The organism is Aequorivita capsosiphonis DSM 23843 (assembly GCF_000429125.1).
Classification (GTDB): domain Bacteria; phylum Bacteroidota; class Bacteroidia; order Flavobacteriales; family Flavobacteriaceae; genus Aequorivita; species Aequorivita capsosiphonis.
This window is the reverse complement of sequence record NZ_AUBG01000013.1, coordinates 71856-97119: the sequence shown is the minus strand read 5'-3', so window position 1 is coordinate 97119 and position 25264 is coordinate 71856. Positions and strand designations below refer to the sequence as shown.

The 25264-nt window shown below is 35.2% G+C and carries 17 protein-coding genes, 1 tRNA gene and 2 pseudogenes; 3 read left to right on the top strand and 17 right to left on the bottom strand.

Going from position 1 to position 25264, the window contains the following annotated elements:
- Nucleotides 1-49: 49 nt before the first annotated feature.
- Nucleotides 50-454 carry a hypothetical protein gene (locus tag G440_RS0111820; protein WP_026451499.1) on the bottom strand — a complete coding sequence of 135 codons (405 nt, stop codon included), beginning with the start codon at nucleotides 452-454 and terminating at the stop codon, nucleotides 50-52.
- A 620-nt stretch (nucleotides 455-1074) separates the two neighbouring features.
- On the opposite strand from G440_RS0111820, the gene G440_RS0111815 reads away from it, so the two are divergent.
- Together G440_RS0111815 and G440_RS0111810 are read left to right on the top strand one after the other, a co-directional pair.
- A tRNA-Ser gene (locus G440_RS0111815) sits at nucleotides 1075-1159 on the top strand.
- 250 nt (nucleotides 1160-1409) lie between these two features.
- On the top strand, nucleotides 1410-2633 hold the full coding sequence (locus tag G440_RS0111810) for a site-specific integrase (protein WP_026451498.1): 1224 nt from the start codon (nucleotides 1410-1412) through the stop codon (nucleotides 2631-2633).
- 291 nt (nucleotides 2634-2924) lie between these two features.
- On the opposite strand, the gene G440_RS0111805 is transcribed toward G440_RS0111810, so the two are convergent.
- The 13 genes and pseudogenes from G440_RS0111805 to G440_RS0111740 all read right to left on the bottom strand — a co-directional run bounded on the left by G440_RS0111805 (nucleotide 2925) and on the right by G440_RS0111740 (nucleotide 16674).
- A complete protein-coding gene (locus G440_RS0111805) occupies nucleotides 2925-3932 on the bottom strand; it encodes a type II toxin-antitoxin system HipA family toxin (RefSeq protein ID WP_026451497.1) in 1008 nt (335 codons plus the stop codon).
- Nucleotides 3929-4258: a HipA N-terminal domain-containing protein gene (locus G440_RS0111800; protein WP_026451496.1), complete on the bottom strand. Its 330-nt coding sequence runs from the start codon at nucleotides 4256-4258 to the stop codon at nucleotides 3929-3931. The genes G440_RS0111805 and G440_RS0111800 overlap by 4 nt, the downstream gene beginning before the upstream one ends.
- Nucleotides 4255-4473 (bottom strand): helix-turn-helix domain-containing protein, encoded by a 219-nt coding sequence (locus G440_RS0111795; RefSeq protein ID WP_026451495.1) that lies wholly within the window; start codon nucleotides 4471-4473, stop codon nucleotides 4255-4257. The genes G440_RS0111800 and G440_RS0111795 overlap by 4 nt, the downstream gene beginning before the upstream one ends.
- Nucleotides 4474-4752: 279 nt before the next feature.
- Nucleotides 4753-4998 (bottom strand): helix-turn-helix domain-containing protein, encoded by a 246-nt coding sequence (locus G440_RS0111790; protein ID WP_026451494.1) that lies wholly within the window; start codon nucleotides 4996-4998, stop codon nucleotides 4753-4755.
- Nucleotides 4999-5694: 696 nt separating this feature from the next.
- The gene (gene xseB, locus G440_RS0111780) at nucleotides 5695-5892 is read right to left on the bottom strand and encodes an exodeoxyribonuclease VII small subunit (protein ID WP_026451492.1); all 198 of its coding nucleotides are present in this window, start codon (nucleotides 5890-5892) and stop codon (nucleotides 5695-5697) included.
- Nucleotides 5885-6382: an exodeoxyribonuclease VII large subunit gene (locus G440_RS21615; RefSeq protein WP_084426734.1), complete on the bottom strand. Its 498-nt coding sequence runs from the start codon at nucleotides 6380-6382 to the stop codon at nucleotides 5885-5887. Before G440_RS21615 ends, xseB begins: the two co-directional genes overlap by 8 nt.
- A pseudogene (locus G440_RS21610) lies at nucleotides 6315-6785 on the bottom strand (exodeoxyribonuclease VII large subunit); the annotation flags it as partial. The gene G440_RS21615 and the pseudogene G440_RS21610, both read right to left, overlap by 68 nt.
- An 18-nt stretch (nucleotides 6786-6803) precedes the next feature.
- Nucleotides 6804-7289 (bottom strand): exodeoxyribonuclease VII large subunit, encoded by a 486-nt coding sequence (locus G440_RS20740; protein WP_051285331.1) that lies wholly within the window; start codon nucleotides 7287-7289, stop codon nucleotides 6804-6806.
- A 369-nt stretch (nucleotides 7290-7658) separates the two neighbouring features.
- Nucleotides 7659-8880, bottom strand: a pseudogene (locus tag G440_RS21700) (IS256 family transposase).
- 1809 nt (nucleotides 8881-10689) lie between these two features.
- On the bottom strand, nucleotides 10690-13014 hold the full coding sequence (locus G440_RS20725) for a S8 family serine peptidase (protein WP_051285325.1): 2325 nt from the start codon (nucleotides 13012-13014) through the stop codon (nucleotides 10690-10692).
- A gap of 1785 nt (nucleotides 13015-14799) precedes the next feature.
- On the bottom strand, nucleotides 14800-15363 hold the full coding sequence (locus G440_RS0111750) for a hypothetical protein (RefSeq protein WP_026451490.1): 564 nt from the start codon (nucleotides 15361-15363) through the stop codon (nucleotides 14800-14802).
- The gene (locus G440_RS0111745) at nucleotides 15356-15838 is read right to left on the bottom strand and encodes an RNA polymerase sigma factor (protein WP_026451489.1); all 483 of its coding nucleotides are present in this window, start codon (nucleotides 15836-15838) and stop codon (nucleotides 15356-15358) included. The genes G440_RS0111750 and G440_RS0111745 overlap by 8 nt, the downstream gene beginning before the upstream one ends.
- Nucleotides 15835-16674, bottom strand: a complete 840-nt coding sequence (locus tag G440_RS0111740) for an alpha/beta fold hydrolase (protein WP_026451488.1) — start codon at nucleotides 16672-16674, stop codon at nucleotides 15835-15837. Before G440_RS0111740 ends, G440_RS0111745 begins: the two co-directional genes overlap by 4 nt.
- Nucleotides 16675-16710: 36 nt before the next feature.
- On the opposite strand from G440_RS0111740, the gene G440_RS0111735 reads away from it, so the two are divergent.
- On the top strand, nucleotides 16711-16959 hold the full coding sequence (locus tag G440_RS0111735) for a hypothetical protein (RefSeq protein ID WP_026451487.1): 249 nt from the start codon (nucleotides 16711-16713) through the stop codon (nucleotides 16957-16959).
- Between the two features lie 72 nt (nucleotides 16960-17031).
- Here the strand turns inward: G440_RS0111735 and G440_RS0111730 are convergent, their stop codons facing one another.
- From G440_RS0111730 to G440_RS0111720, 3 genes are all read right to left on the bottom strand, one after another.
- Nucleotides 17032-21243 carry an NACHT domain-containing protein gene (locus G440_RS0111730; protein WP_026451486.1) on the bottom strand — a complete coding sequence of 1404 codons (4212 nt, stop codon included), beginning with the start codon at nucleotides 21241-21243 and terminating at the stop codon, nucleotides 17032-17034.
- A 133-nt stretch (nucleotides 21244-21376) separates the two neighbouring features.
- Nucleotides 21377-22033, bottom strand: coding sequence for a DUF4391 domain-containing protein (locus tag G440_RS0111725; RefSeq protein WP_026451485.1), 657 nt, complete (start codon nucleotides 22031-22033; stop codon nucleotides 21377-21379).
- The gene (locus tag G440_RS0111720; protein WP_026451484.1) at nucleotides 22034-25261 is read right to left on the bottom strand and encodes a helicase-related protein; all 3228 of its coding nucleotides are present in this window, start codon (nucleotides 25259-25261) and stop codon (nucleotides 22034-22036) included. It abuts the gene before it with no gap.
- Nucleotides 25262-25264 lie beyond the last annotated feature (3 nt).

Here is a 25264-nt window from a genome sequence, read left to right as displayed (position 1 = left end):
CTTCTTATCGCTACTCATTTGGCTATAATTTAAAAAACTTGAAAAAGATTTATTGACGCACCCATTTTTGTATATAACCGTCACCTGGTTGGGCATCTACTGATACTCGGAGTGTATCATCGACTCCAAATCTTATGGAAGACGGATAATATTCATAATTACTTCCCAGTTCCCCATATCTATAGTGTGTTTCGTCTTGGGCTAGAATATCCTTCCATTTAACTTGATCCACTGGGAATCCGGATTCAGCCGGTTCCACGATTAATGCTTGATCATTTATCACATTAACAATCATCCCATTATTTGAAGGATTGTTTCCTCCTACTCTAAGCCACTTTCCTTGAATCTGTTCCAAATTGTATTCCAGTTCTGGTTCACTACTGTCATCATCTGAGGAGCAACTTACCAAGATTGACACTAAAAGTATCGCAATAATTTTCGTTGTAACTTTCATGATTTCTTTAATTTTCTTTTATTAAAAATTATTTTTTAGTCGGTTTTCCTTTAAATAGAAAACCTTAATTGGTTCAAAAGTATCTGGCCTTTATCAAGAGCATAAGACCTAATTAGTATTTGGGGTAGTTTGCTTAGAATTCGGTAAGCAATTAATTTTCAGAGACTAAAGAGAATAAGAAAAACAATCCTATAACCATATTTAAATAATCAATAAAAGATTTATCAATTTGATTTAGGCCAAAAAAAACAAAAGAGGATAACTTTTTACGCACAACGAAAAAAAAATTTTAACTATTTAATGGTGAGCTTTTTAAATTTGTATTTTTCAACTCTTAGCTATCGATTGCTGTTTTTTGCAAATAATAAGCAGACAATAAAACAAAGAATATCAAATTCAGCAATTTTATTTAGGTTATTTGAATGTTAAAATTATACCATGCGCAACATAAAAAACAATTTCAAAACACTGACTTATAAAACATTAATATAGATTATTTTATAGAGAGGAATGCTAATGTCATTTGATTTATAAAAACTTCAAAAAAGGAATAGGTTATTTGAAAAAGCTTTTTATATTTGCAGTCTCTTAAGCAAAACGCTTAGAGCACGCATACCACTGGAGAAATGGCAGAGTGGTCGAATGCGGCAGTCTTGAAAACTGTTGAGGGTCACACCTCCGGGGGTTCGAATCCCTCTTTCTCCGCTTAGAGATCATCAAATCTCACTAAAACCCGCTAAACACAATGTTTAGCGGGTTTTTTCATTTTCTTCAATATCAAACAAAATCATCCAATATCAAATAAAAGGTGCGGCATTCGGTGCGTATTTTTACCATTTCATTTTACGCACCGAATGAGCCTTGAAACACTGTTAAACAGCACTTTGCAGATGTTAAACATTTTATTGTTGTGGGCTTTTTTAGTACATTTAATGTAAATAAAAAGTACGCACCTATGCAATCAAGCTTTTCCATAATATTTTATCCTCGGGGTAATGATGTCGATAAGTACAGTAATGCTCCTATTTACGCACGAATTACCGTAAATGGGAAACGAAGTGAGTTTAGCATTAAGCGAAAAGTATTACTAGAAAAATGGAGTTCTGTTGCAGGAAAAATTAAAGGTACGTCGTCTGAAGCTCGAGAATTGAATAGGTATATGAACGCTATACAGAACAAAATCTACAGAATTCAAGAGGACTTGACTGAAAATGGAGACCTGATTACAGCAAAAAGAATTAAAAATAGTTATCTCGGTAAGGATAAGACCCATAAAATGCTATTGGAAATCTTTCAAGAGCACAATGATAAAGTAGAAAGCTTAATCGGAAAGGATTTTGCCGCTGGTACTGCAGAGCGTTATAAAACTGCCAGAAAGCACGTTGAAGAATATATCATAATGGAATATCATGTAAAGGACGTTCCAGTTAGTGATGTTGACCACAAGTTTATTTCAGGCTTGGAATATTACCTCAAAACAACGCGAAATTGCGCACATAACACAGCCATAAAATATATTACCAATTTTAAAAAAATAATCCGCATTGCATACGCTAACGATTGGATAACTAAAGATCCCTTTACTAATTGGAAAGCGAGACTCAAAATAGTTGATAGAGAATTTCTTACAGTGGGAGAAATTCAGGCTATGGTCGAAAAGGAACTGCATACGGAAAGATTAGATCAGGTTAAGGATATTTTTATTTTTTGCTGTTTTACGGGATTAGCCTACTCGGATGTAAAAAAGCTCTCTTCAAACAATGTGGTAATTGGTATTGATGGCGGAAAGTGGATAAAAATAAATCGCTCTAAAACAGACACACGAAGTAATATCCCGATCCTACCGACTGCTGAGGCCATACTCGCAAAATACGCTGAAGATTCAGAAGTTCAAAAAAACCATGTTCTATTGCCCGTGTTAAGCAATCAAAAGATGAATGCCTATTTAAAGGAAATAGCAGATTTGTGTAAAATCAATAAAAATCTAACCTTTCACTTGGCGCGTCATACTTTTGCTACCACGGTTACGCTTTCTAATGGAGTACCAATTGAATCGGTCAGTAAAATGTTGGGGCATAAATCTCTTAAGACTACGCAACATTACGCTAAGATCTTAGATAGAAAAGTGAGCGATGATATGTTGGCATTAAGGGATAAGCTTTTGAATTCTCAATCTTAGTTATTTTTTGGCAATGCATTATTAGACACTGATTAAGCGAATTATATTGCGTATCTAATTTTATATATCATCTCATTATAGGAAATGCCCAATAATTACTTATTGAAATTTTTTTAGTTCCCTGTCTCCCGTCATCGACGTACTTGGTGAAAATAAATCTGCCAAATAGTTATTTTAAAAATCGGGTCTAAAGTGTAGAACCAAATTACGAGCGAAATTTGAGAATCTTAAAATGACTAGGATGTTCGTAGAAGACTTGGGAAGACAAAGACATGTTGGTATTATGTCGTCTTAAGCTTTAGACAATTGCTTTAATCGTCCTTGGTAAGCTTGCCAATAATTTCTTTTCGTCGAATCATTCAGGAAAGACGCAGCTATCATTTTCTCAACGGCGTCTGATTTTTTCGACATTAATGATAAAATACCATTGAAAGTTATCTCATTGATACCCGCCTCTTTTGCCAAAACACGAAACTGGCTACTTAATTTTCCTTGGGCAAGATTTCTGGGCAATAGACCGTCATCAAGAGCAAAATCCTTATCCTCTATATGAATACGGCTATTCAATAAGTCATAAGCAGGACTCAATCGAAAATCCCCCATTGGAGTTTCCAGGACTGAAAAATTTTTAAAATGGGCATCCCCGTTGGAAAATAGGTAATTGAACATAATAAGCTTCAGCAATTTTGGCGATTCAAGCTTGTAGGCAGGTATATACTTCTCCATTAAATGAAAAAGGTCTAGGTAGCTTCCTAAATATTTGTAATGCTCACCATGAGTTTGAGGGGTTCTTTCTGCCAGGGAGGCGAAATCATCCTGAGCCAATTTAATTGTTTTTCCAACAGGGAGCGTTTTATCCTCTTGTACGTCAAACCGTTTGGTGATGTATGCCGGGGTGCCATCCTTAAAAAAAATTAAGGCATTTTCCGCAGTTTCTATCCCATAAACTTGACGGGCAATCTGCATGGTCAAGTGTTCGTTGGCAGGCATTTGATCCGGTTTTTTTCCAGCTCCCGGAATGGGTTTTAGTATATAACCTCCACGTTCGCCTTCATTGACAAGCCTCAGGTTGTTTTTTTCAAGCAGGACGGAGAATTTTTCCTGTACTCCTGAAATGGACATACGCTTTCGGTTTTCCTCAAAAAGCTCGTCCGTTTCCGGATTGGATGCCGGGGAATCATAAGGCAAGACATGATCTACTTTTCTGCCATGGAATACTCTGTTTAGACAGGTTCTGCCGTAGGTGTGAAAGCCTTCGGCTAATGTTCCCGGACAATGTGTTATTATGGGCAAGCTCATGTATTATCTATTTTAAGGATCCTTACGGCGCCAATACTATCGGTCTTTGCTACTGTCATTAACAACCCAAAATAATCATCTCTATCAATTCTGTTGTACTTGCACACCACTTGTTTATTGGATCCCTCTGGTAACATATTGTAAAAAAAAGGAAACAATGTTTTGGAATTATATTCCTGATGGGTTTTTGGCAATGTAAGACTGATTCCTGGCTTGCTATTATCCTCTATCCATAAAGTATGGTAACGGAATGTGAATGAACCATCATCGTGTTGCGTTATTACTCCTGCTTCCGCATCTTTATATAGTACCTTGGCTGCTCTCATGAATTACTGGATAGGTCTTTAATTTTTAGATTGACTTCCATTCCCAAGGCATCAGCAAGCTTTTGTAAAGTGGTAAGTGTAGGGTTGCCTTTTCCACTTTCAAATTGCTTTAAGGTCCGCAACCCCACACCCGATAGTTGCGCCAAGGTTTCTTGGGTTACCTGAAGCATTTCTCTGCGTTCTTTTATTGTTGCTATTAGTTTACTAAAGTGCATTATAAAGCTCTATTTGATGCAAATATACTAAAAATTATTGTATTACAACAAAAAAGTGTATTAAAATGCACTAACCAAGGTATTTAATGAATAACATGTGGTTTCCTAGATAAAAGTGTGCTTTATTGCACTTTTAAATATTTAAGGAAAATTGTGGCAGGGGGTTTTATTCTACTAGTAGGAAAAGCTAATACATAATTGCTAAGAAAATAAAATAATTCACTTTTGAGGAGGAAAGCTTTGGGATAAATGCTGTTTTCTGGACTATGTTTGAATATCTTATTTTGTAATATTAAGTTCGAAATCCAACAGTTCTTGCGGAGTTACTTTTAAGCCATTCGCGATTCTCAAAAATGATTTAAATGTAATATTACGCTGACCGAGCTCAATTTTATTGATATCGCTCGAATCGATCGAAGAATGAAATTCAAGATCATCCAAAGTTAACCCCTTTGATTCTCTCTCTTTTTTAACCTTTTCTCCAAATTTTACTAGAAACTCATTTAATGCTTCTGAATCGTTCATTTCCCTGTATATAGAAATGACAATTTGGAAGAAATAAAGAAAATTCTTTTGGGTATATATACCCAAATAGGATCATTTTGAATATATTTGATATAATTTGGATTCTTTCTGGGAATGCAGAACAAAACATTAAACAATTTTCTTTGATTCTCAAGTCGAAAACTGGTAATTAGAAGCAATGGGAATCTTTGTAGAATGAGGCCCGCGTCCAACACGTGGGCTTCTTTATTTAAGGGAATATGATTCTTTGTCCAGAGGAACTAGAAGGTTTGAAACGGAATGCCCAGAATAATAAAACCGAAACTACTGACACCAATAGAATCCAAGTATTCAAGTTGTCTCAGATTATGGTTCGTACTAGGTATATGGCAAAAACCTATATCTCCGAGTCATCTGTGGGTTTTATAATAGACTTACACTAGGCTTATACTAGGCTTTGACTAGGCTTATATACGGGTGAACCTAGGCTTAGAGAGAGTTAATCTACCGCAGATGCATAGATCTTTTCTGGGAAGATCTTTTTCTATTACAACGAACCTTATAAAGGGAATATCACAAATAATCATTTGGTGGTTTTGAAAGCATGGTTAAGGCATTCCAGATACAATCATAAAATAGAGACGATTTATATATATGCTTCAAGGAGATGTATGGTCAAATTCCAATAAAACTTACTAATAGCAAGCCTACTACTAGTCAATCTTCCAGCTCCTTCAATATCTTTTCAACATCCTCCTCCGTAGTCGTTAGTTTTGTTTTGCATATTTTGATCAATACAGAAGCACGCTTTACCTTGGCTGAAAGTTCATCTACTGATATCTCCCCTTGTTCAATTTCGTTAACGATTTCCTGTAGCTCTTCGAAAGCTGCTCTATAAGTCAATTCCTTACTCATCAATTTTTTTATTTTTAGATTTTACCGTACTAATTAAAACCCCATCAAAAACCTGGGTCTCTAATTTATCGCCAATAACGACACTGCTAATACTCGCTACTGCCTTCCCGTTTAAAGTTGTAATGCTGTAGCCCCGTTTTAGAACATTTTTTGGGTGCATGGTGTCCAGATCCCGCTCAAGCGTACTAAACCTTTGCTTGGATGTACTTAAATGGTTCACACTAGCTCGTTTTAAGTCTATTTGCAGCTGCTCTATAATTCGCTGTTCTTCCCTTAGCTTCTGCCCTCCCCCAGGAAATAATAGTTCATTGAAGTTACGGAGCACTTGTTGTTCGTTTTTAAATCGAAACACGCTGTGCTGTTGTAGCCGCAAACTATACTGCCGCACACGATGCTTATGTTCTTTTACCAAACTTTGCGTACTAGCCCGAAACAGTCTTAGTGTATTTCCAAAGGTCGCCTTTGTATCCTGCAGCAATCGTAAAAACATATCCCCCAACCTTCCGTTCGGCCTCCTTCACCGGCACTGAGAAGTTATGGAATTTCTGTATTAAAAACTCAGCTAGCTTTGTGGGCGTAATGGCATTGTAATAGGAAACCATTTCTGTTACCGTTTCGTTGGCAGTGTGCCCAATTCCGGTCAATACTGGCAGCGGGAATTCTGCTATGGCTTTTGAGAGTACATAATGGTTAAAACTTGACAGCCCAATATCGCCGCCTCCTCCACGAATAATAGCAACAGCATCAAAATGATGCCGCAGTTTTTTAATCCGTGCTAATTGCCTGATTATTTCCGTTACGGCCTTATCGTCCTGCAGTATGGAAGGAAATAAAAAAGTAAAAAAACTATACTTCCAAGTATTCCCGGTCAATATGCTCAAGAAATCCTCATATCCTTTGCTTGTTTCTACTTAAATAATAGCAATGCGTTGCGGTACTAGTGCCAGCTTTCGTGTTTTGTTTTGTTTAATAACACCTTCCGTATGCAGTTTTTTGATGGTTTCCTGCTTTTCCTGTTCTAGATCGCCTAAAGTAAAATTGGGATCAATATCCATTATCTGCAAGGAGAGACCATGAACCGAATGGAACTGTATCCTTGCCAAAAACAATATTTTGATACCATACTTCAACGGCTCCTTTAGGACCTCCAAGAACCGCCTATTGATATGCTCATAATCGGTTCGCCACAAGATGGCACGCAGTTGGGCTATAAGCTTCCCATCCCGCTTCTCTACCAAATCTGGATAACAATGGCCGGAGTGGTGATACAAATTCAGCTTGTTCATCTCCGCCTTGATCCAATAAGACTGTTGATACCGATTTGCAATAGCTTTCTCAATACTATGCGTTGCCTCATACAACGAAAATACCTGTCGGGCAGCTATGGTTTCTGACATTTGATTGATTGTTTTATTCTAATTTATAAAGTTAGGAAATTAGTTTTTGTTTTAGCTAAGGGAAATTGTAGACATTCACTAGCCTTTTACTAGGCTTTGAGTATGTTTTTATAAAAGCATATTATAGGTATTAAAGGAAAAGATATAAAACGATGGAATTACACGGGCCAGAGGTCTTCGCTGCATGGGTTTCAAGAACTAGTGCACTTTGAAAATGAGTGATTTAAAACTTTAAGATGGTTTAGTAGAGAATATATATATATATATATATATATATATATATAGTAGGCAATTATTATGATAGTAGCATGATACTAGGGGTTGAGTAGGGAAACACTAGTATAAACGCAGAACTCGAGGGAGTGTTCATTAAAGTGTGTCATCGGTTAAAAATCTGTTTTCAAAATAATCTACAAGGTCTCTTCTAACGGATGTCCATGCAAACATAGTTCCATTCCATCTAGTCTGTGCATTTACGGTTGCAAGATACAATTGTTTTACGATTGCATTTTCTGATGTAAAAGCTCCTTTTGTTTTTGTTGTCTTGCGAACCATCCTGTTGTAGCTTTCGATCGGGTTGTTGGTATATATTACTCTTCTGAGAGCTGGTGGATATTTATAAAAGTTGGTCAGTCTGACCCAGTTATTGTTCCAGCTCCGGAATATAACCTTATACTTCTTCCCCCATTTTTCCTCAGCTTGCACCAAATATTGGGCGGCTGCTTGTTCATTTAAAGCTGTATATATCTTTTTCAGATCCTTTACCAAAGGCTTGACATCAACGTGCGATGCATACTTTATGCTGTTTCGCATCTGATGAACCAAACATAACTGTACGTCGGTTTGGGGAAAGATATCTTCGATAGCATCGCCAAAACCGCTTAGGTTATCAATACAGGCTACAAATATGTCCTGGACACCGCGCTGTTTAAGCTCGTGAAGGACACTTCTCCAAAAACTACTGGATTCATTATCACCAAAATAAATACCTAAAACCTGCTTCTCTCCGTCCCGATTGACTCCCAGGATATTATAAACAGCTTTTGTAACGACCTTTCCGTGTTCCCGTACCTTGAAGTGCATGGCATCAAGCCACATGACCGGATATACGCTCTCCAAGGGACGTTGTTGCCATTCCAATATATCTCTTATCGGTTATGGAGTTTAAGGTGCCTACGGACAGCTCAACATCGTACATTTCCTTTAATTGGTCCTGGATATCACGATAGCTCATCCCGCGACCGTAAAGAGACAGAATCTTCTTGTCGAGGTCCATATCCAGTCTGCGCTGCCGCTTCTTTACGGTCTGGGGCTCGAACGTACCATTGCGGTCACGCGGCGAAAAAATTTCCAGCCCACCGGAAGAGCTAAGGACATTTTTTCGCCCCCGCCCATTGCGACGGTTCTTTGATGTCTTGCCTTCTTCTTTGAGATGGGCATCCATTTCACCCTCCAGACTGGATTCAATGACTTTTTTTATCAAGGGAGTGAAAACACCACCGGTTCCCGTAAGTGGTTTTCCAGATCGAAGCTCTTCTCCCATTTGTTTTATGAGAGCTTCCATATCTAAATTACTTTCTGTATTTTTCATATGTCTAATTTATTAAATTATAAATTGACACACTTAATTGAATAGACTCGAACTCGAGTAGCATGAAAGATACAAGAGCAATACATGGATCCAACCTCAACGGTACATAATTACACTCTGAACTATACTTACAAAATTTTGAACACTACATTAATGCAATTGAAAAACACATTTTTCGTGGGTGAATTTGTCTTTTTATTTTCAATTTGCCTTTCAAGGCAATAATCTCTCTCAATGGTCAAACCCAGAGTAAACTAACGCTTATAGCGGTCCTTTCCTTCCTTCAGTAGCCAGCCCGCAATTCAGAGATGTTATAGTCTCTTATTAAAACCAGTATTTAACATATTATTGCGGCGTGCAATAAAGTAGGCTTTTCTCTGACGAGACCTAGGAGGTCACGGACGGGATCGCCAGCGTCATCAGGGTTTGAGGGAATTGAGATGAGCGCGCGCCAGAGTGTTGACCTTCCAATACCCAAGGCTGTTTTCACAGAATACATGGCACACACAAACATCTGTAGCTGTGGTGCAAAAATCGAGCAATCTTCCCGAAAGGGGTCAATTCTCCCATAAGTTATCGCTCTCGGATTACAAGTCTTATTTATTACTTTTATGTTAAGCAGCACCTTCCCTTTGCAAGAATATAGCAAAGGTTCAATGATATTTTTGGGCTCAGGATAAGTGAGGACGATAATCAGGATTTACTTGATCGATTCTCGCAAAAAACGGCACCTATCTACCAAGAGAAAAAAAACGCATAGTCACCAGTGACATCTTGGGAAAGAATGAGACAGATACCAGGGTAGGCAACACCAAGAACTGGTTTTGAACCGAACAGAGCCAAAAACTCACATATATAGCTCATTCCAGCGACCGTGGCAGGGCTACAATGGATAGGGAGTTATCAGATGGGTTCCCAGGGAACAACTGAATGCGGGAAGAATGGCATGCCCAAGCTCCGACAGTGGCAGCAAACCATCATCTCTCTATGCCCAACTTGCTGTGAAGGCTTAATTATCTGAAGGAAAAATACAACTCTACCAGCTAGGTAAAAGACTTCCTTAAACTCTTGAAAAGTTCACTAATATTAAATAGACAGAATTGGGACAAGCAAGAATATTGAACAAACAGAACGGGTATTGTTCAAAATTTGGAACATCTGCTAAACGACCCGCCAAACAAAGATCAAAAAGAACTCTATTTTTTCTACAAACGCCTGAAAAGATAACACCAAAACCTCATTATCTTTCTTTTCATATAACACATGCCACCAGACAATAATGTTTCAGAATGTGCGGTACGAAACATCAAGGTCAAACAAAAAATCTCGGGACAGTTCAAGCTCGGTATGACTGTTAAAAACTTCGCAAAGATACGTTCCAAATAGACATAACAATCATAATGGGCTTAAATGCCTTGGATACACTAAACCATATCGCTAAATTATACGCATGAAAATGAATACTGATTATCTACGGATACGGGATATTTAACGTTTAAATCGAGGAATTTTCGTTCACATCCCATGATTATTTCATTTCATTCTTCTTTTAAATCAAAATTTGAACAGATAATAATCTTCTTGCAAAGTTATCACTAAAAATAGGGCATTAATCTCAAAATTAATGCCCCACATATTATAATTACTTTCAATAATAAATTTGAAGGATTCAAAGGAAAGGATTAATAGATAATAACAATATAATTAGTTATCCATCTAACAATTAAAATTTTAAGTTCAAAGTAATAACTGAGAATATAAAATTAGAATTCAAGCTCTATTAATATTATTAGAGCTTTAAAACACATTTTAATGATGTATAAGTAAATTCTTCTCGCTCATATCACCTTTTGAATTAGAAATTTTAATTATATACAATCCTGTCGGCATATTTGAAGTTTCTATAATTTTTTCAAAATTGACACTCTGCCCAGTATAATGCTTTCTTGAATAAACATCGTAAATTTCAATTTCATATGTATCATCAGGTAATTCAGAAAAATCTAAAGAAAAAGATTCATCGGCCGAATTAGGAACAGGAACCACATTCTTTAATGGAGGTGCAGGTGGTTCAATTGTAAAATCCAATGTGGTTGTGCCACAAGAATTAGTAATTTGTGCGGTAACATTAATATACCAATGGCGATGAACGGGACCCGAACCTTTTCCGTGAAATTTTCCATACACATGCAGATTGCCATTTCCACCAGTCTTTTGGTAGATTACTTCAGATATCTCTTGATTATCACGATGATTGCTAATTAAATCAAAATCAACAAATTTTTCTGGTAGACTAATGTCGGGTGTTAATTCAGCATTTAGCAATGGTTTGCCAATCCAGATATCTTTTCGCGTTACTCCATTACTATGTGAAACCTGTACATAACCAGGTCCTCTAGTATTAAAACTCGTCGCTTTTGCAAAAACCGTTTTTGCACTAAGTCCTCCATTGATCACAGTACCCAATGCAGAAAGCGTCAAATTACTCGAACTCGTCCAACTATATGTAGGAGAGGCATTTTGAATAGAATACCGTGATCTTCCTTCAGAGGGACAAATTAGATTAGCTCCAGCAATAAATGGAGTGAGTGAGTTTTGAGCTTGAATCACAGCTTGATGCGCGTCTATTAAACCATAGCCCATCTGAACATGCCAAGTCCCATTTGGTCTATTCCCATTATTAGCATAAGAATAACTTCCAACCTTCTGAGAGGTGTTTTCTATTATTGCATTTACTTCCTGATTTGTTAAAGCTGGATTGGTTGAAAGAACTAGGGCAGCAACCCCAGAGGCGTGAGGCGCAGCCATCGAAGTACCACTAAGATAACCGGTTTGATTATTTAAAAGAGTAGAAAAAATATTACTACCAGGAGCCACCACATCAAGTTCACCTCCATAATTTGAGAAACTGGAACGAGATCCGTTAGAAGTAATAGAGCCTACGGCCAAAATATTTGGGTTTGAGTTAGCTGGATAGGAAACATTTCCATTATTATTTCCTGAAGAAAATACAACTATACAACCCTTCCCATTCCTTCCTTGAGCAAGTGCATCACTGATGGCATCAGAAATTAATCCTGAAGGAGGGCCTCCTCCCCAAGAATTGCTTATTACATCAGCTCCATTTTGCCAAGCCCAATTTATACCATTAGCTAGCTTAGCTGTAGTTTGAGGAGTCCCAAACAAAACACTAATAGGAATTAATTTAGACTGAGGTGAAACTCCAGTAACTTGCCTATTATTACCCTTAATTGCAGAAATAGTACCCCCAACATGAGTGCCATGATACTTTTTTGCTTGTTCATGAATTTGACTTGGGCTAGAATTCGTTTCAGTGTCAAAGCTAAGGTTAGATATATTTGAATTCAAATCTTGATGAGAAATCTCAATTCCAGTATCAACAACTGCAATTTTTATGTTAGCACCTTCAGTTATTCCCCATCCATCACAAGCATTAATATCAATATTTGGATTACTATTGTTTTTAAGACCCCATAATTTATTAAAATCTGTGTCATTTGTGCAACTTAGATAATCGTTGAATAAGAAATCGGGTTCAGAAGATGCAAAATGACCTGTATTATAAAAACGATTTGCAATGTCAAGTGTATTAAGTTTGGTTTCCTTAGTACATTTAAGCGTATACCATTGGGGCATTAATTCATTGTGACCAATAATCAGTACATTATTTTTTTTGGCCTCATTCTCTAACTTACTAAAGTCCCCCGGATCTTTGAGTTTGACATAAAAGTAACTAGACATATCAATCTTATCTCCCTCCATCGTTATAAAAGAAGGCTGTACCGAAATTATTTTGGATGAAGTTCGTTTTAGGTCATTCAATTTTTGAAAATATACATTTTCTGAAAGTTTAGTTTTAATTTTTACTTCAGCCCACTTATTTGAGGTAATTCCAGAATAATTATCATTCTTGAATGTAAATGGTAGAAAATCCGGCTCCTTTAATTCATTTGTATCAAGATTAGTGTCTGCATCCAAATAAAAATTTTCAGTATCCAGATTCAAATAAATTTTAGTATCCTGAAAATAATAGTAATAGCCTGTTTGATCTTTGTTTTGACCTGCTAAGGTCAATGTAATCATTGACAATAAAATGAGTAGTGAATTTTTCATATTATTTTAATTTTAAGGTTAGGTAAAGAGTTATATTAATCTTTATGTAAATAAAATTTTCTTTTATCCGGTATTCCAAAATATATTTAAAAGAGAGCAATATTTTTCTGAAAAGTCTTCATACTATGTTTAAACTAATTTAAACCAAAACGTATTTCCGATGAAAAATAAAGTTTTCATCATTTCCTGCAAATCTTTAATTCTATTAAGATTTCTTAATACAAATACACTAAATTTCCACATTTTGGCAATCTTAAAAAATCTGAAATTTCTAAAGAGAATCTAATCAAAATTCTTCTTAACTATTTAATTTATCGATCTAAGAATCTAAATTCACCAATGACAATTCTTTCAAAATTTGTCTAAGCATTTAACTTAATTTCAAATTATAATTTCAATATAACAGACTAAAAACCAAACTTCCTCTTCAAACATAACTCATATTTTTATAAAATGCAAATAATATGTTAAATGATTTCAGTATAATTTCAACTAAATTTTCTTAAAAATTATATTACTAATTACATAAGCATTTATTTTAAAGGTATTTACATAAATTAAAACATAATTATTATCAAATATCAAAACCTAAAGATTTCTTTGATCAATTATAAATTAAAGTAATAATCCGACGAATGGTATATTTATTAGGTTGTTTGGTATTTCTAATTTTCATGAAAAATTTTCCATACGTTTATCTAAAATTATTTAAAAATTGGAATGTTAAGTTTAGGGAGACTACATTAAAGGTTTGCAGACTTTTGCGTTATGTTTTAAGAGGAATAATAACAAATAATTAATGTGATTGAAGCCCTGCTCCAAGATTATAAAGCAAAAAAACGGATGCTTAAAAAACCACCGGTCGTGATACAGGTTCAGCTTGTTCACCTCCGTCTTTATCCAATAAGACTGTTGATACCGACATGCAATAGCTTTCTCAATACTTCGCGTTACCCCATACAACGAAAATACCTGCCGGGCAGCTATGGTTTCTGACATTAGATTGATTGTTTTATTCTAATCCATAAAGTTAGAAATAGTTTTTGATGTAGCTAAGAGAAATAATAAGCTTTGGATTAAGAACACGTAAAAGCCGCCTTAGACTGTCCGTCGAAGGATGATGTTCCGAAGGACTAATTACTGAATACTGCTCATTGACACTGATCACTCATGACTCATAACCAGAAAGGCGTCTGAGTGTTCCAAATTTACCTCAGGACTTACCGAAGGAATGATACTGCAACTATGATACTGCAAATTGTTACTGCCTACTGCCACTGAACTCGGAATACTGATCATAGTAAAAGACGGTTGAGCCTGCCACCGAAGGAAGGTATTTTGAAAGCAGTCAAGAAAGCACAATAAAACAAAGGAAACTCTGTTGCTTTCAAAAAGTATTGAAGACTAAACCAACAAACCTCAAGTAACCAAACTCAATTTTCTTCCCACATAAAAACAGCGTGATCACAAAATTCAAGAAACCTAACACAATTCAACAACGTGTAAAGAAAAACTAATTCTCTTTACATATAGAAAATCTAAAACCACCATATCAATAAAGAGCTAGAAACCACAAAACCTCCTGTATCCAAAAGAACTGGAAAGTCTAAAGGTGTTAAAACTTCTACCTGAAGCCCAACATATTGGAGCGTCGGAAAGACGATTTTAATTGAATCTTTGAAAAATAATCCTAAGAAGGCGTTTACGTTTTATAAATCAAAAACTTTTAAAAAATTGGCGCACTCTAGATTTACATTCTGTGGAAAAGAATGAAAGACGAAATAATCAATCTTCAAAAACCTTTTTCATATCCCGAAGTTCGCGAGATTCCCTTCTGACATGATAGCCTATAAAAAGCGCCAAAAAAGCAAATATAAAACCTGAAGACCAAAGAATATAAGTGTAGAAGCCTTGGGATAGGTTTGCTTTGAATACTGGTAAAAGCACAACAAATCCTATGATATAGGTTATAAACAAAATGGGGGTCAATATATAATTTACTAGCGATCTGATTTTGTTATAGTTCACTAATTTTCGATGCAATTCCTTTGCGTTTTGGGAAAAATCGAATTTTTTACTATTTAGTTTATAAAAAATTTCGATGATAATTCGCAGCAATAAACTGCCTATCATCAAAAGTAGTCCCAGAGTTGCTCGGGAATCCGTATAGGCAGAAACATAAAAGAAAAAACCAATTAGAATGATTGCCGTAACTGACAACACAATTTGACCTATCGTCTGTTGGGTTTTCAGTTTTCGCATTTTCGCGATAATGATGTTATGCGAGTGTTCGGGCTTGGAAAGTTCTCGCGTCTTCCATTCTTTTTTAAGGTCTTTAAAATCAGTCATGTCTTACACATTTTGAGAGTTGAGTTTTGATACGGTGAATTCGGGTTCGAACTACTTGGTGCGAAACACCAAGGATTTCAGCAATCTCGGCCTGGGGCACATCGTCCAATTCCAAAAGGATAATACTTTGGTTTTGCAACGAAAGTTGATTGATGCAGGTATACATTTTGGCTAAACGGGATTCGTCTTGCGATGAATTTTTGTTGGATATTTCTTCTTGAAGATCAAACTCTAATGGCAAATCCCTCTTTTTTCGGAGTTCCTGCAAACATGTGTTCACAGTGATCCGGTAAATCCAGGTTGAGAATTTTGCATCTTGTCGAAAATTTTTCAGATTTGACCACACCTTGACGAAAACATCCTGAGCCAAGTCTTTTGCCAAAGCCTCATCGCCTTTTAAATAACCCAGACATAGCCCCAAAACTTTTTGGTAGTTTTCAGTATAGATCTTTTCAAAATAGGTCTCCGTATTCATTTCGTTCTTAAAGCAGATTTAATATGATTGAAAAACCAATCAGGTTTGTCGTACATAATAAAATGTGAGGAACCCTCAGCAATATAAACCGAATAATCGTCTAGGTTCTGGTATTGTTCGCCGTAATTTTTCTCGACTATATCTTGACCATAAGGTTCCGTTGCCACTAGAATAGTCACAGAGATTTTAATTTTTGAAAGCGCCGGCCTTAAATCTAGTTTCAATAAGTCGGTATAACCATAAACAAAAGTTTTGCGGTCGGCTTTTATAATCCAATCTGTGAGTTGTTGGCGTTTTTCCGTATTTTGGGTCATTCCAAGAGCCATTTGTGTGGCCATTGTCTCAAACGCTGTATCATCCATTGACAATATTTTCCGATTATAGGGCGTGTCGTATTGGATGTTTTGACTGTCGTAATCTGGAATCATCAAAGCACCCATTGCTGGCAACGCATCGATGATAATCAGTTTTGAAAAAAGATCAGGATTGTCAGAAGCTAGCCATAAACCCAACGTTCCACCCATACTGTGACCAATAATGACCGATTGTTCTAAATTATTTTTTGCAATATAATTTTCTAATGCTTCTTTGATTTTTGGCAGCCAAGGTTTTTCGATTGGCGGAACATTTCCAAAACCAGCAAAGGTGAAATTATAAACCCTATGGTTTTTAGACAATTCCCCAACCAAATCTTGATATTCTTCTCCCGTGCAAGTAAAGCCCGGAAACAATAAAACCGGTTGGCCATTTCCTGAAATAGACACCTCAAATTCGTTTTGGGCATAAAGATTTAAGCTTAAAACCAAAGCCACAACTAAAATACATTTTGTTTTCATAATGTTTCGTTTCCCTTTAGATACAAAAGCTTGAAAATGTTACAGAATAAATTGTGGGTTCTATTTTTAACAAAAACAGAAAGTGATATAACACGTACATTTCTGTTAATGGCTGGAGAAAACAATTCTCTTTTTGAAGATGGCCAACTTACCGGCGCAGCCTTAGATGTTTTCAACGATGAGCGTTTACCTAAGTATCATCCTTTTTGGAAAACCTTTAGTTGCCAACCTAGCGAAGCTCTCACCCAGCTCCCAGTCAAGAATATAATTTTAATTTTAGACTAATGCTTTGCTTCATTCGCCATCCAAACTCCATATTCATAGAATAATGTCCTATTAGATAAAAAAGTTCAAAACTCAAAGAATTTCATATTTAAATTCTTCAATCTTTTGGGAGATCCCCCTGAAGGAAAGTGGTTTTGATTTATGATTAAAATATTGTCTAGTAATGTCGTTAATAAGCGTATTTACTTCGAAAAGTTCCCCGTTCACTTTAATTAGGCTTTCTCTAAAAATTTCTAATTTACCAAGGATCAATTCACAGCCCTCCCCATTCATCTTACTTATGCTTTCCAAAGCTTCATGAGCGATACGTTTTGGATGGTAATGAATATCAAATTTAAAGGACTGGTTACAACCAATTTCAAATAAATCCATTAAATCATTTATGCCTTCTTTGTTAGTATACACTGAATAGTCCTCCTTTTCAATAGTTCCACGTACGTCTCTTGAAGCGTATAAATCTTTAAGTAGCCAAGAATTATAAAGTTTAAACGCTAATGCATAGTTGCCTCTAATTAAAAATTTTATGATTAATAAAGAGTCCTTTGCTTGAGGGAATTTATCGCGAAGTTTTAATAGACTATCGATTACAAAACTAGCTTCCTTATTTTCAATGAGTAACTTTAATACCTCACAATATAGACTTCTCTCTATTGATTCTTCTGTAGAATTATTAATTAATCGTTTTAAAAACTCAATATCTTTTGTTTTTTCAAAATACTTCCTTAAGATGGTGCTTTTAATATACCTAGCTTCATTATCATCATATAAGTACTCCTCAATATGATGGAATACTTCGCTTAAATTTTTATCCAATGCGTACATTATATGATTGTGCAGAATCGTATGTTCTAACTCTTTGCTATTTAAGTTGCAAATTATCCTTTCGTTAAGTTTATCCTTTGATACCGAATTAATTATGTATTCATATCCAAAATACTTTCCATTCATTTTCATCTGGCCATCTATGAATAACATTTCGAGAAGAAATTTTTCAGGATATTCAAAGTCAAATAAATTCCTATATCTCCAGACTAACTCACATTTGACGTTATTTTCTCTATTTGAGTTTTCAGAATACCCATTAAAATCGCAATGAGGTAGGTTTTTAAGGCACCATTTATAAATTTTCTCTTTATGACCAACTGTGATTTCGAAGCTTGAAGAGTGAGAGGAAAGAACTTCTTCATTTATCTTGAAGAAAAGATAAGAATTTGTATTAAGTAGATTTATTACGTCTTGCTCAATGATTTTCCCCTTATTCCCTCTAAGCGCATCATTTATAATATTTATAAATGTCTGAGGAAAGGTTTTTTGAAGATGTAAGTTTTTCCGATATTCTACCTTGGTTTCTTTATTATTATCCCAAGTAATTATTTGGTCCGGATGAATTCGAAAATACTGTTTAGTCAATCTTGCTAATTGGGATTTATTGAACAACAAATCAAAACCAACTTGATATTTAGTTTTATGAAATTCCGCCCATTGACGTTGGTTAGAAGTTTCTAATTTATCTGGAAAATTAATTGAGGTTTCCTCTTCAACCATTTTTTGGAACTCCAAAGCAAGTTCAAAATTATGATAGGATAGGTTGTTTCTAAAATATATAAGTTCATTAAATTCAATCTTTTCAGATAAAAAATCCTTTACAAATACCTTAATATTTTCGCTGTCTGAAAACAAAACCAAAAAATGTCTTTTATTGCTAATATTTATGCTTTTGTTATAAAGATCATTAAAAGCTCTTTGGATGGTATTTGTCTTTTTGAAGAATTGAAAAATTAGTTCTTCATATTTCAATCTGAAACCTGAATCATATAAATCATTGTCAATGATCTCCAAAAACTCCATATAGACAGATTCGTCTTGAAGGTAATTTAATGCTAGCTTGTTAATTACAATTTCAATGTTTCTATCTAATTCTTCATCACGAGAGTATGGCAATGGATTTTTCAAATAGAATTTTAAGGCAAAAATCAAATTCTCGGTGTCATTAAATTTCTTCAGTATTCTAAGGAATGTAGCTTCTTCTCCTGTGGATAGATTGTCACTCTTTTTATATTTTCTACAACGTTCATCTATTATTTTGATTGAGTGATTCTTAATATATGCACCATACTTATCGGGTTCGGAATCCTCTATTAGATAAAGTAAAGCACTAATGACTTGATGATGGTCTATCTCCCCCAATGCTTCAATAACTTTGTCTATGAAGTTGGATTCCTTATGGTAATTTAATTGTTTGAACCTGTGAAGAACATCTGCTTTAAAACCGAAATCGACCTCTTCTAAAGGAGCTTTTAGTAATTTGATTATTACATCTATAACCTCTTCTGCTCTTTCATTGATGGACATATAGGATAACAGATCTGCTGCAGAGATCCTGGTTCTTCGATTGTTGTCTTTATTTTTTAATTGACTTAACAAAAACTCGATGCTCATTTCAGAATCAGCAAATTTTGCAAGTTCGAGTACTCCAGCATCATAAGTCCTGATCCATAATGTTTGTTTCAAACAACGCTCAGTAAAATAATCTTTGAAAACTTTAAACTTGACATTTTTAGTTAATCTATCAGAATCAGCCTTAAACAGTACCTCTGGGTCATTTTCTATTAACCAATCAATCATTTGCTTATAGAGGCTTGACTTTTGATCAATCATTCCTAATAAATAGGAGATTGTATTTAGCCAAGAGGGATGGGTTTTAAATTCATTTACACCAATTCTTATAAATTCAATTACATCCTCAAAAGAAAGATATTGTAAAGACTTTGCTGCAAAATACTCCTGAAGGTTCCTATGTTCAAATTTCCAGGAATTTTCATCATAAACTTTTTGAGAAAAACAGCATTCGGTAAAGACATTTTTATTTGCACCAAATAAAGAAAAGATATGGGACTCATCAATTTCGTTTATTTGCATAGCCTCCATTGTTAGTGCTAATTTTTTACAATGAATTTCCACCAATGCCTTGTCAAATCTTTGAGTTTTAAATTTATTTCTGTAATCATCTTCAAGACGATTCTCCACAAATTTATCCAGGAGCTCGGCCTTATTTTTAGGAATCTTCTTTTCTTTTAGATAATATTCTCCAAATAGCCTCAGATAGTAAGGGTTTTCTAAGAATTCATTATGAGATTTATACCTTAGAGCAAAGGAATCCTCTGGTGATAAGCCATATAATTTCTCCAAATACGCAATGGCCGCGGAATAGCTAATGCTATCTAAAAAAAGCATTTCAAAATTCGAAATCTTTCTTATAACATTCTCAAAAATATTTGTTCGGCAACTAAGAACAAATTTTATATTATTATTTGAATTCCTATTATCAAGGATAAACTTTTCAAGTTTAGAGCCAAATTCTTGACTTTGAGAAATCTCATCTAATCCATCGAAAACGATCAACAGTTGAGGAATTTTGTCCCAATTCTTAGGGAGATAATCTTCGATGGAACTGTTCAGAGTAAATGTTCTAATCTCTCGAAAAAAGGGAATCCAGCCTATTATATCTCTATTTTCCCAGGTGCTTATTGCAATATTTCTGAGCTCACAGGATTTTCCACTACCCGGATTACCTAGTAAGACCACTCCTATTTTATCATTATTGTTAAGTAGATAGTTAATATTGTCTTCAAAAGAACCTTTCCAAGTTCGAGTATATAAGTCTTGGGTTTGTAAATTTCGATTGGGCTCTATGATAGACCTTTCTATATAATTGTCCGTTAAGCTTATATGAGTTATATAATTGTATCGTTCAATTTCATCAAGTATAATTTTTCTTAAAGGTTTTGTCGATAATACAAATTTTTTAAACCACTCAATTTTTTCACTTCTGTCCACCTTAATTAAAGGTTCTTTATTATAAATAGCCTTATACACCATCCTATCTAAGGACAAAAGCTCTTCAACTTGATTATCGGGAGTTAAAAACTCAATTGGCACTTCAAATTCATTGTAAAAATCTTCTAATCTACTATCATTGTATGGATTGCTGAAAGGTTCTTTTGGTGAAATGAAAATGAACAGATCAGGTTTATATGAAGAAATTATTTGAGGGATCTTTACTAAGGCTTCCGAGTAATTGAGTTTTGTGGAATAATCTTTACACTCTATATAGATTTTAAATCGTTTATAAAATTCATTTACTACAATAATCTCATTGTCAAATCCATCTTGGGTACCACTTTTTTGTTGTCGATTTTTAATTACGGTGAATCCACATTCTTTTAAAAGTTCCCCAAAAAACAATTTGATGTGCCTTTCTAAATTCTCCCCTTTTCCCAACATAATTGATTATCTAAACATTTATAATTTGATAAATTTCGAGATTACAACTCCAAAAATTTATACCGAATTAGAATTATCTCAACCAAAATAATCTGAATTACCTAAAATCAACTCTATAATTGAACACTCATCTCTATCTAGTCCTCCCCATAACCCCCTCAAGCTCCCCCTCAACCCTATTCAATTCAACATTTAATTCTAATTTCCTATTAAACTGCTTTGCGTTCTTGATTAGAGATTTAAGTCTCTCAATATTGGTTTCAAGTTCTTTTATTTCACTCTGATACGAAATCATCTCCGCAATCGAATCAAATTTCTTATCCTCTCCCGTTATCTCAGAGCAGAAGTTATAATAAACAGAGTCGATATTCTTTTTTAATTCCAAGCCGTATGCGGAATCTCCCTGATTTGCCCATTCCGTCTCAAAAACCCAATCGATGACGGCATTGTTTTCATTTAAAGGATTCAGATGCTTTTTCGCCGTTCTAAATCGGACTTCATTTTCAAAAACGATTATAAAAATAATGTGATACGGAATCGCCTTATCAATAATATCCAACAAAGGACGAATACTATTTTTCTCCTTTAATTGAATTTCAAATAACTGAATTTCTTGGACTTCTATTCCCGATAGATTAATCGTTTCTGAAGATATTTTATGCTTCCAGGTTATCTTGGATATTAAATCCGTGAACATTCTCTTTTGCTTGGAATTAGAATATTCATCGAATGCATTTTTAGGAACATTCCGATTAACAATAGTGCTTTGTGGTAAATTATAGATATTCAACTACTTGATAATTAAAAATGACACCAAATTAAAATCTTCAATTCCCCTTAATTTTTCTTTAAGAGCAGTTGTCCCACCTGTTCTAAATAGACTTTGTACATCTTTCTCTTTTTCGGTCTGAAGAATACTCCCAATACTTTGTTTAAGTAAGTGTGAATAGGTATCCATTTTCGAATACTCTTTAGTCTCTTTTGAAAGCTCGTCACACAAATTTAGAATTGGTTCATTTTCTCCTTTGCAGAGCATCCGCATTGCATCCAATATTTTCTTCGATTCCATATGACCCAAAAACAGCTCTTCATTGTTTTTTACATAAACAAGATAGTATGGATGCAGCCTGTTTAATTTGTCAATATTCACGCTCGTATGAATGTTTTTAAGAACAAAAATAACTCCCGGCGCAAATGTTTGATTGGATTGTGCTACCGCGTGCACCCCTTCTGGAATATTTTTGAGCTCCCCATAACTCTTTATAAAATTGGATAAGTCAATTCGAAAATCATTTAAACCTAAATCTGTAATGCTTACTCCATCGCGCAAATCCTCTAAGTCAATTACCTCCTCTTGAAGTCGTTGCAACTGAACCTTTCTATAGTCCAGATCCTTTTCATCCAAATTCAGAATATTGTCATCACCGGTACTCGCCATATTGCTAATGAGCATTTTACTCTCTACTCGCTGCTTTAAATTGATATAAGAATCCAAAGTAACATCAGGCCAATAATTGACCATTGTAATACTGTCATTTTTGGAGCCGATCCTATCAATACGCCCAAAACGTTGAATGATTCTAACAGGATTCCAGTGTATATCATAATTCACCAAATAATCACAATCCTGTAAGTTTTGACCTTCTGAAATACAATCGGTTGCTATTAAAATATCTATAGATTCCTTTATGGAAGGGTACAATTGATCCTTATCTTTTGAAATGGGAGAAAAACAACTCAGTATCGTATTTAATTGAGTTGGTATTTTCTTGGTAGTACAAGACCTTTTTGAGCCGGTCACCAAGGCCGTATTTAATCCATACGTGTTCTTCAAATCTTTCCCTAGCTCCCTGTATAGATAATTCGCGGTATCGGCAAAAGCAGTAAAAACAATTACCTTTTTGTTTGTGCCGTTCAAGGGCTTCTCAATTTTCTTCTCTATGAGTTCCTTAAGAGATTGCAGCTTTAAATCCTTTTCGCCTTTTAAATGAGAAACAGATTTGTGCAATTGTTCTAAAACATATAAATCCTCTCCTAAATCTTCACTCCATCTTTTGGCATCAACATCCGATACGTGAACCTTTATTTTTTTACCGATCACATTCTCCTCATCTCCCCAATTGGCTTCCCAATCAAACTCTTCACTGTCCATCTTTGCTTCAATACCAGAGTAAGCCTCGTTCTCTCCATTCTTAATAGCTTTTAAAGCAGCCTCTATTTGCCTCATCACTCCTTCCAAAGTTATTCTAAAGGAGTCAACAGAGCTCTCTAACCGCTTTAGAAGATTGATTCGCATCAAGATCTGTAAGCTTTTCTCCCGATCCATTTGGGTTAACCGGCCGCCCTTTACTGTTTTATCATAGAGATCCGCATAAAACTGAATCTTGCTGGGCAGAATATAATTCAGGGGCGTGTATATCGACAGATTTAATAACGTCAACTTTTCGGCTATTTCTGTATAGGTTATGGAGCTATCTTGAGTTAAGGCACTTCTGATGGAGACAGGTATTTCACGCTTCGGAAATTTCCCTATTACCGTCGTATCATAATAAGTGGTTATATGTTTTCTAGAACGTGCTATCGTAAGGGAATCCAAGATTTCAAAAAAATCAAAATCCAACATATCAAGCAATTTCTCAGTCGTTCGCTCTTCCGTCGCGTATTTAGACCAAACATTAAAAGCTTGTTGTGCTCTTCTAAAAATAATATCTATTCCCTTATCCGTATCTAGTTTTTCATCAATTAAAGCCGCTTCTCCTTCATAAGCCAGGGCCAGCTGATTCCTTAAATCATTAAATCTATTATTTACAGGCGTTGCAGACAACATCATCACTTTAGTCTCAATACCTTCCTGTATTACCTTCCTAAGCAGCTTCTGATATCTATTTTCTTTCCCGACAACCGTATTGTTATTTCTAAAGTTATGAGATTCGTCTATTACGATTAGCCCATAATTACCCCAATTCACACTTTCCAAATTCCGCCCATTGCTCATTCCACGTTCACGCGATAAATCAGTATGGAAAAGCACATCATACCCAAAGCGGTCTCCCGCAAGAATATTGTTCTTATCATTATGCCGATAGGTATTCCAGTTCGCTTCCAACTTTTTTGGGCACAATACCAGAACATCTTTATTACGCATTTCGTAATATTTAATTACCCCTAATGCTGAAAATGTCTTCCCCAACCCAACGCTATCGGCCAGAATACATCCCTTATATTTTTCAAGTTTGTTAATTGCCCCTATAACCGCATCCTTCTGGAAATTGTAAAGCTTATTCCAAATCACGGACTCTTTAAAACCTATCTGATCATTGGGAAGATTCTCCATAGAGATATCATCCAAAAAATCATTGAAAATATTATAAAGCGTAATAAAGTAAATAAATTCAGGGCTATTCTCTTTAAATGCATTTTCAAAATACTCTTGCACCTGGAGAGTCACATCTTTAAGATCTTCTTTGTTTTCCCATATTTGGTTAAAATATTCCAAATATGCGCTACTCTGCGGAAATTCCGATTTCTGAATAAGGGTTGGAAATCCTTTTTTATGAGTAATCCCCAAATCAGAAGAAGTAAAACTGCTGATTCCAGAATATGCAGCCCCATCCGATTCCCCATTTTCAAGATGAATCATCCCGTTAATGGTATTCGTGCTATCTACATTCGATTTAAAAACCACTTTGTCCCTAACCCATTTAGAGCATTCCCGCGCTATAGCTCTTTGATTCAATTCACTCTTTAATCGAAGCTCAAAATCACCCCCACATAAATCTGCTTCCTTATAGATATGAGGTATATAAAACTGTCGTGAATGCTTTTGGAATTTCTCTTCAATAAAGGTCGGTCTGGTAAAGACAAAACGAAGCTCCTCGATGCTTCCCAATTCCTTTTTTAAGGCTTCATAAGCATATATAGAGAAAGAACTAACCGCTATACTTAGCTTACTGCCCTTCTTAATACTTTCCCTCAGGTCGTCGCCTAAACGACTATTTACGTTATCGATTAATTTCATCCC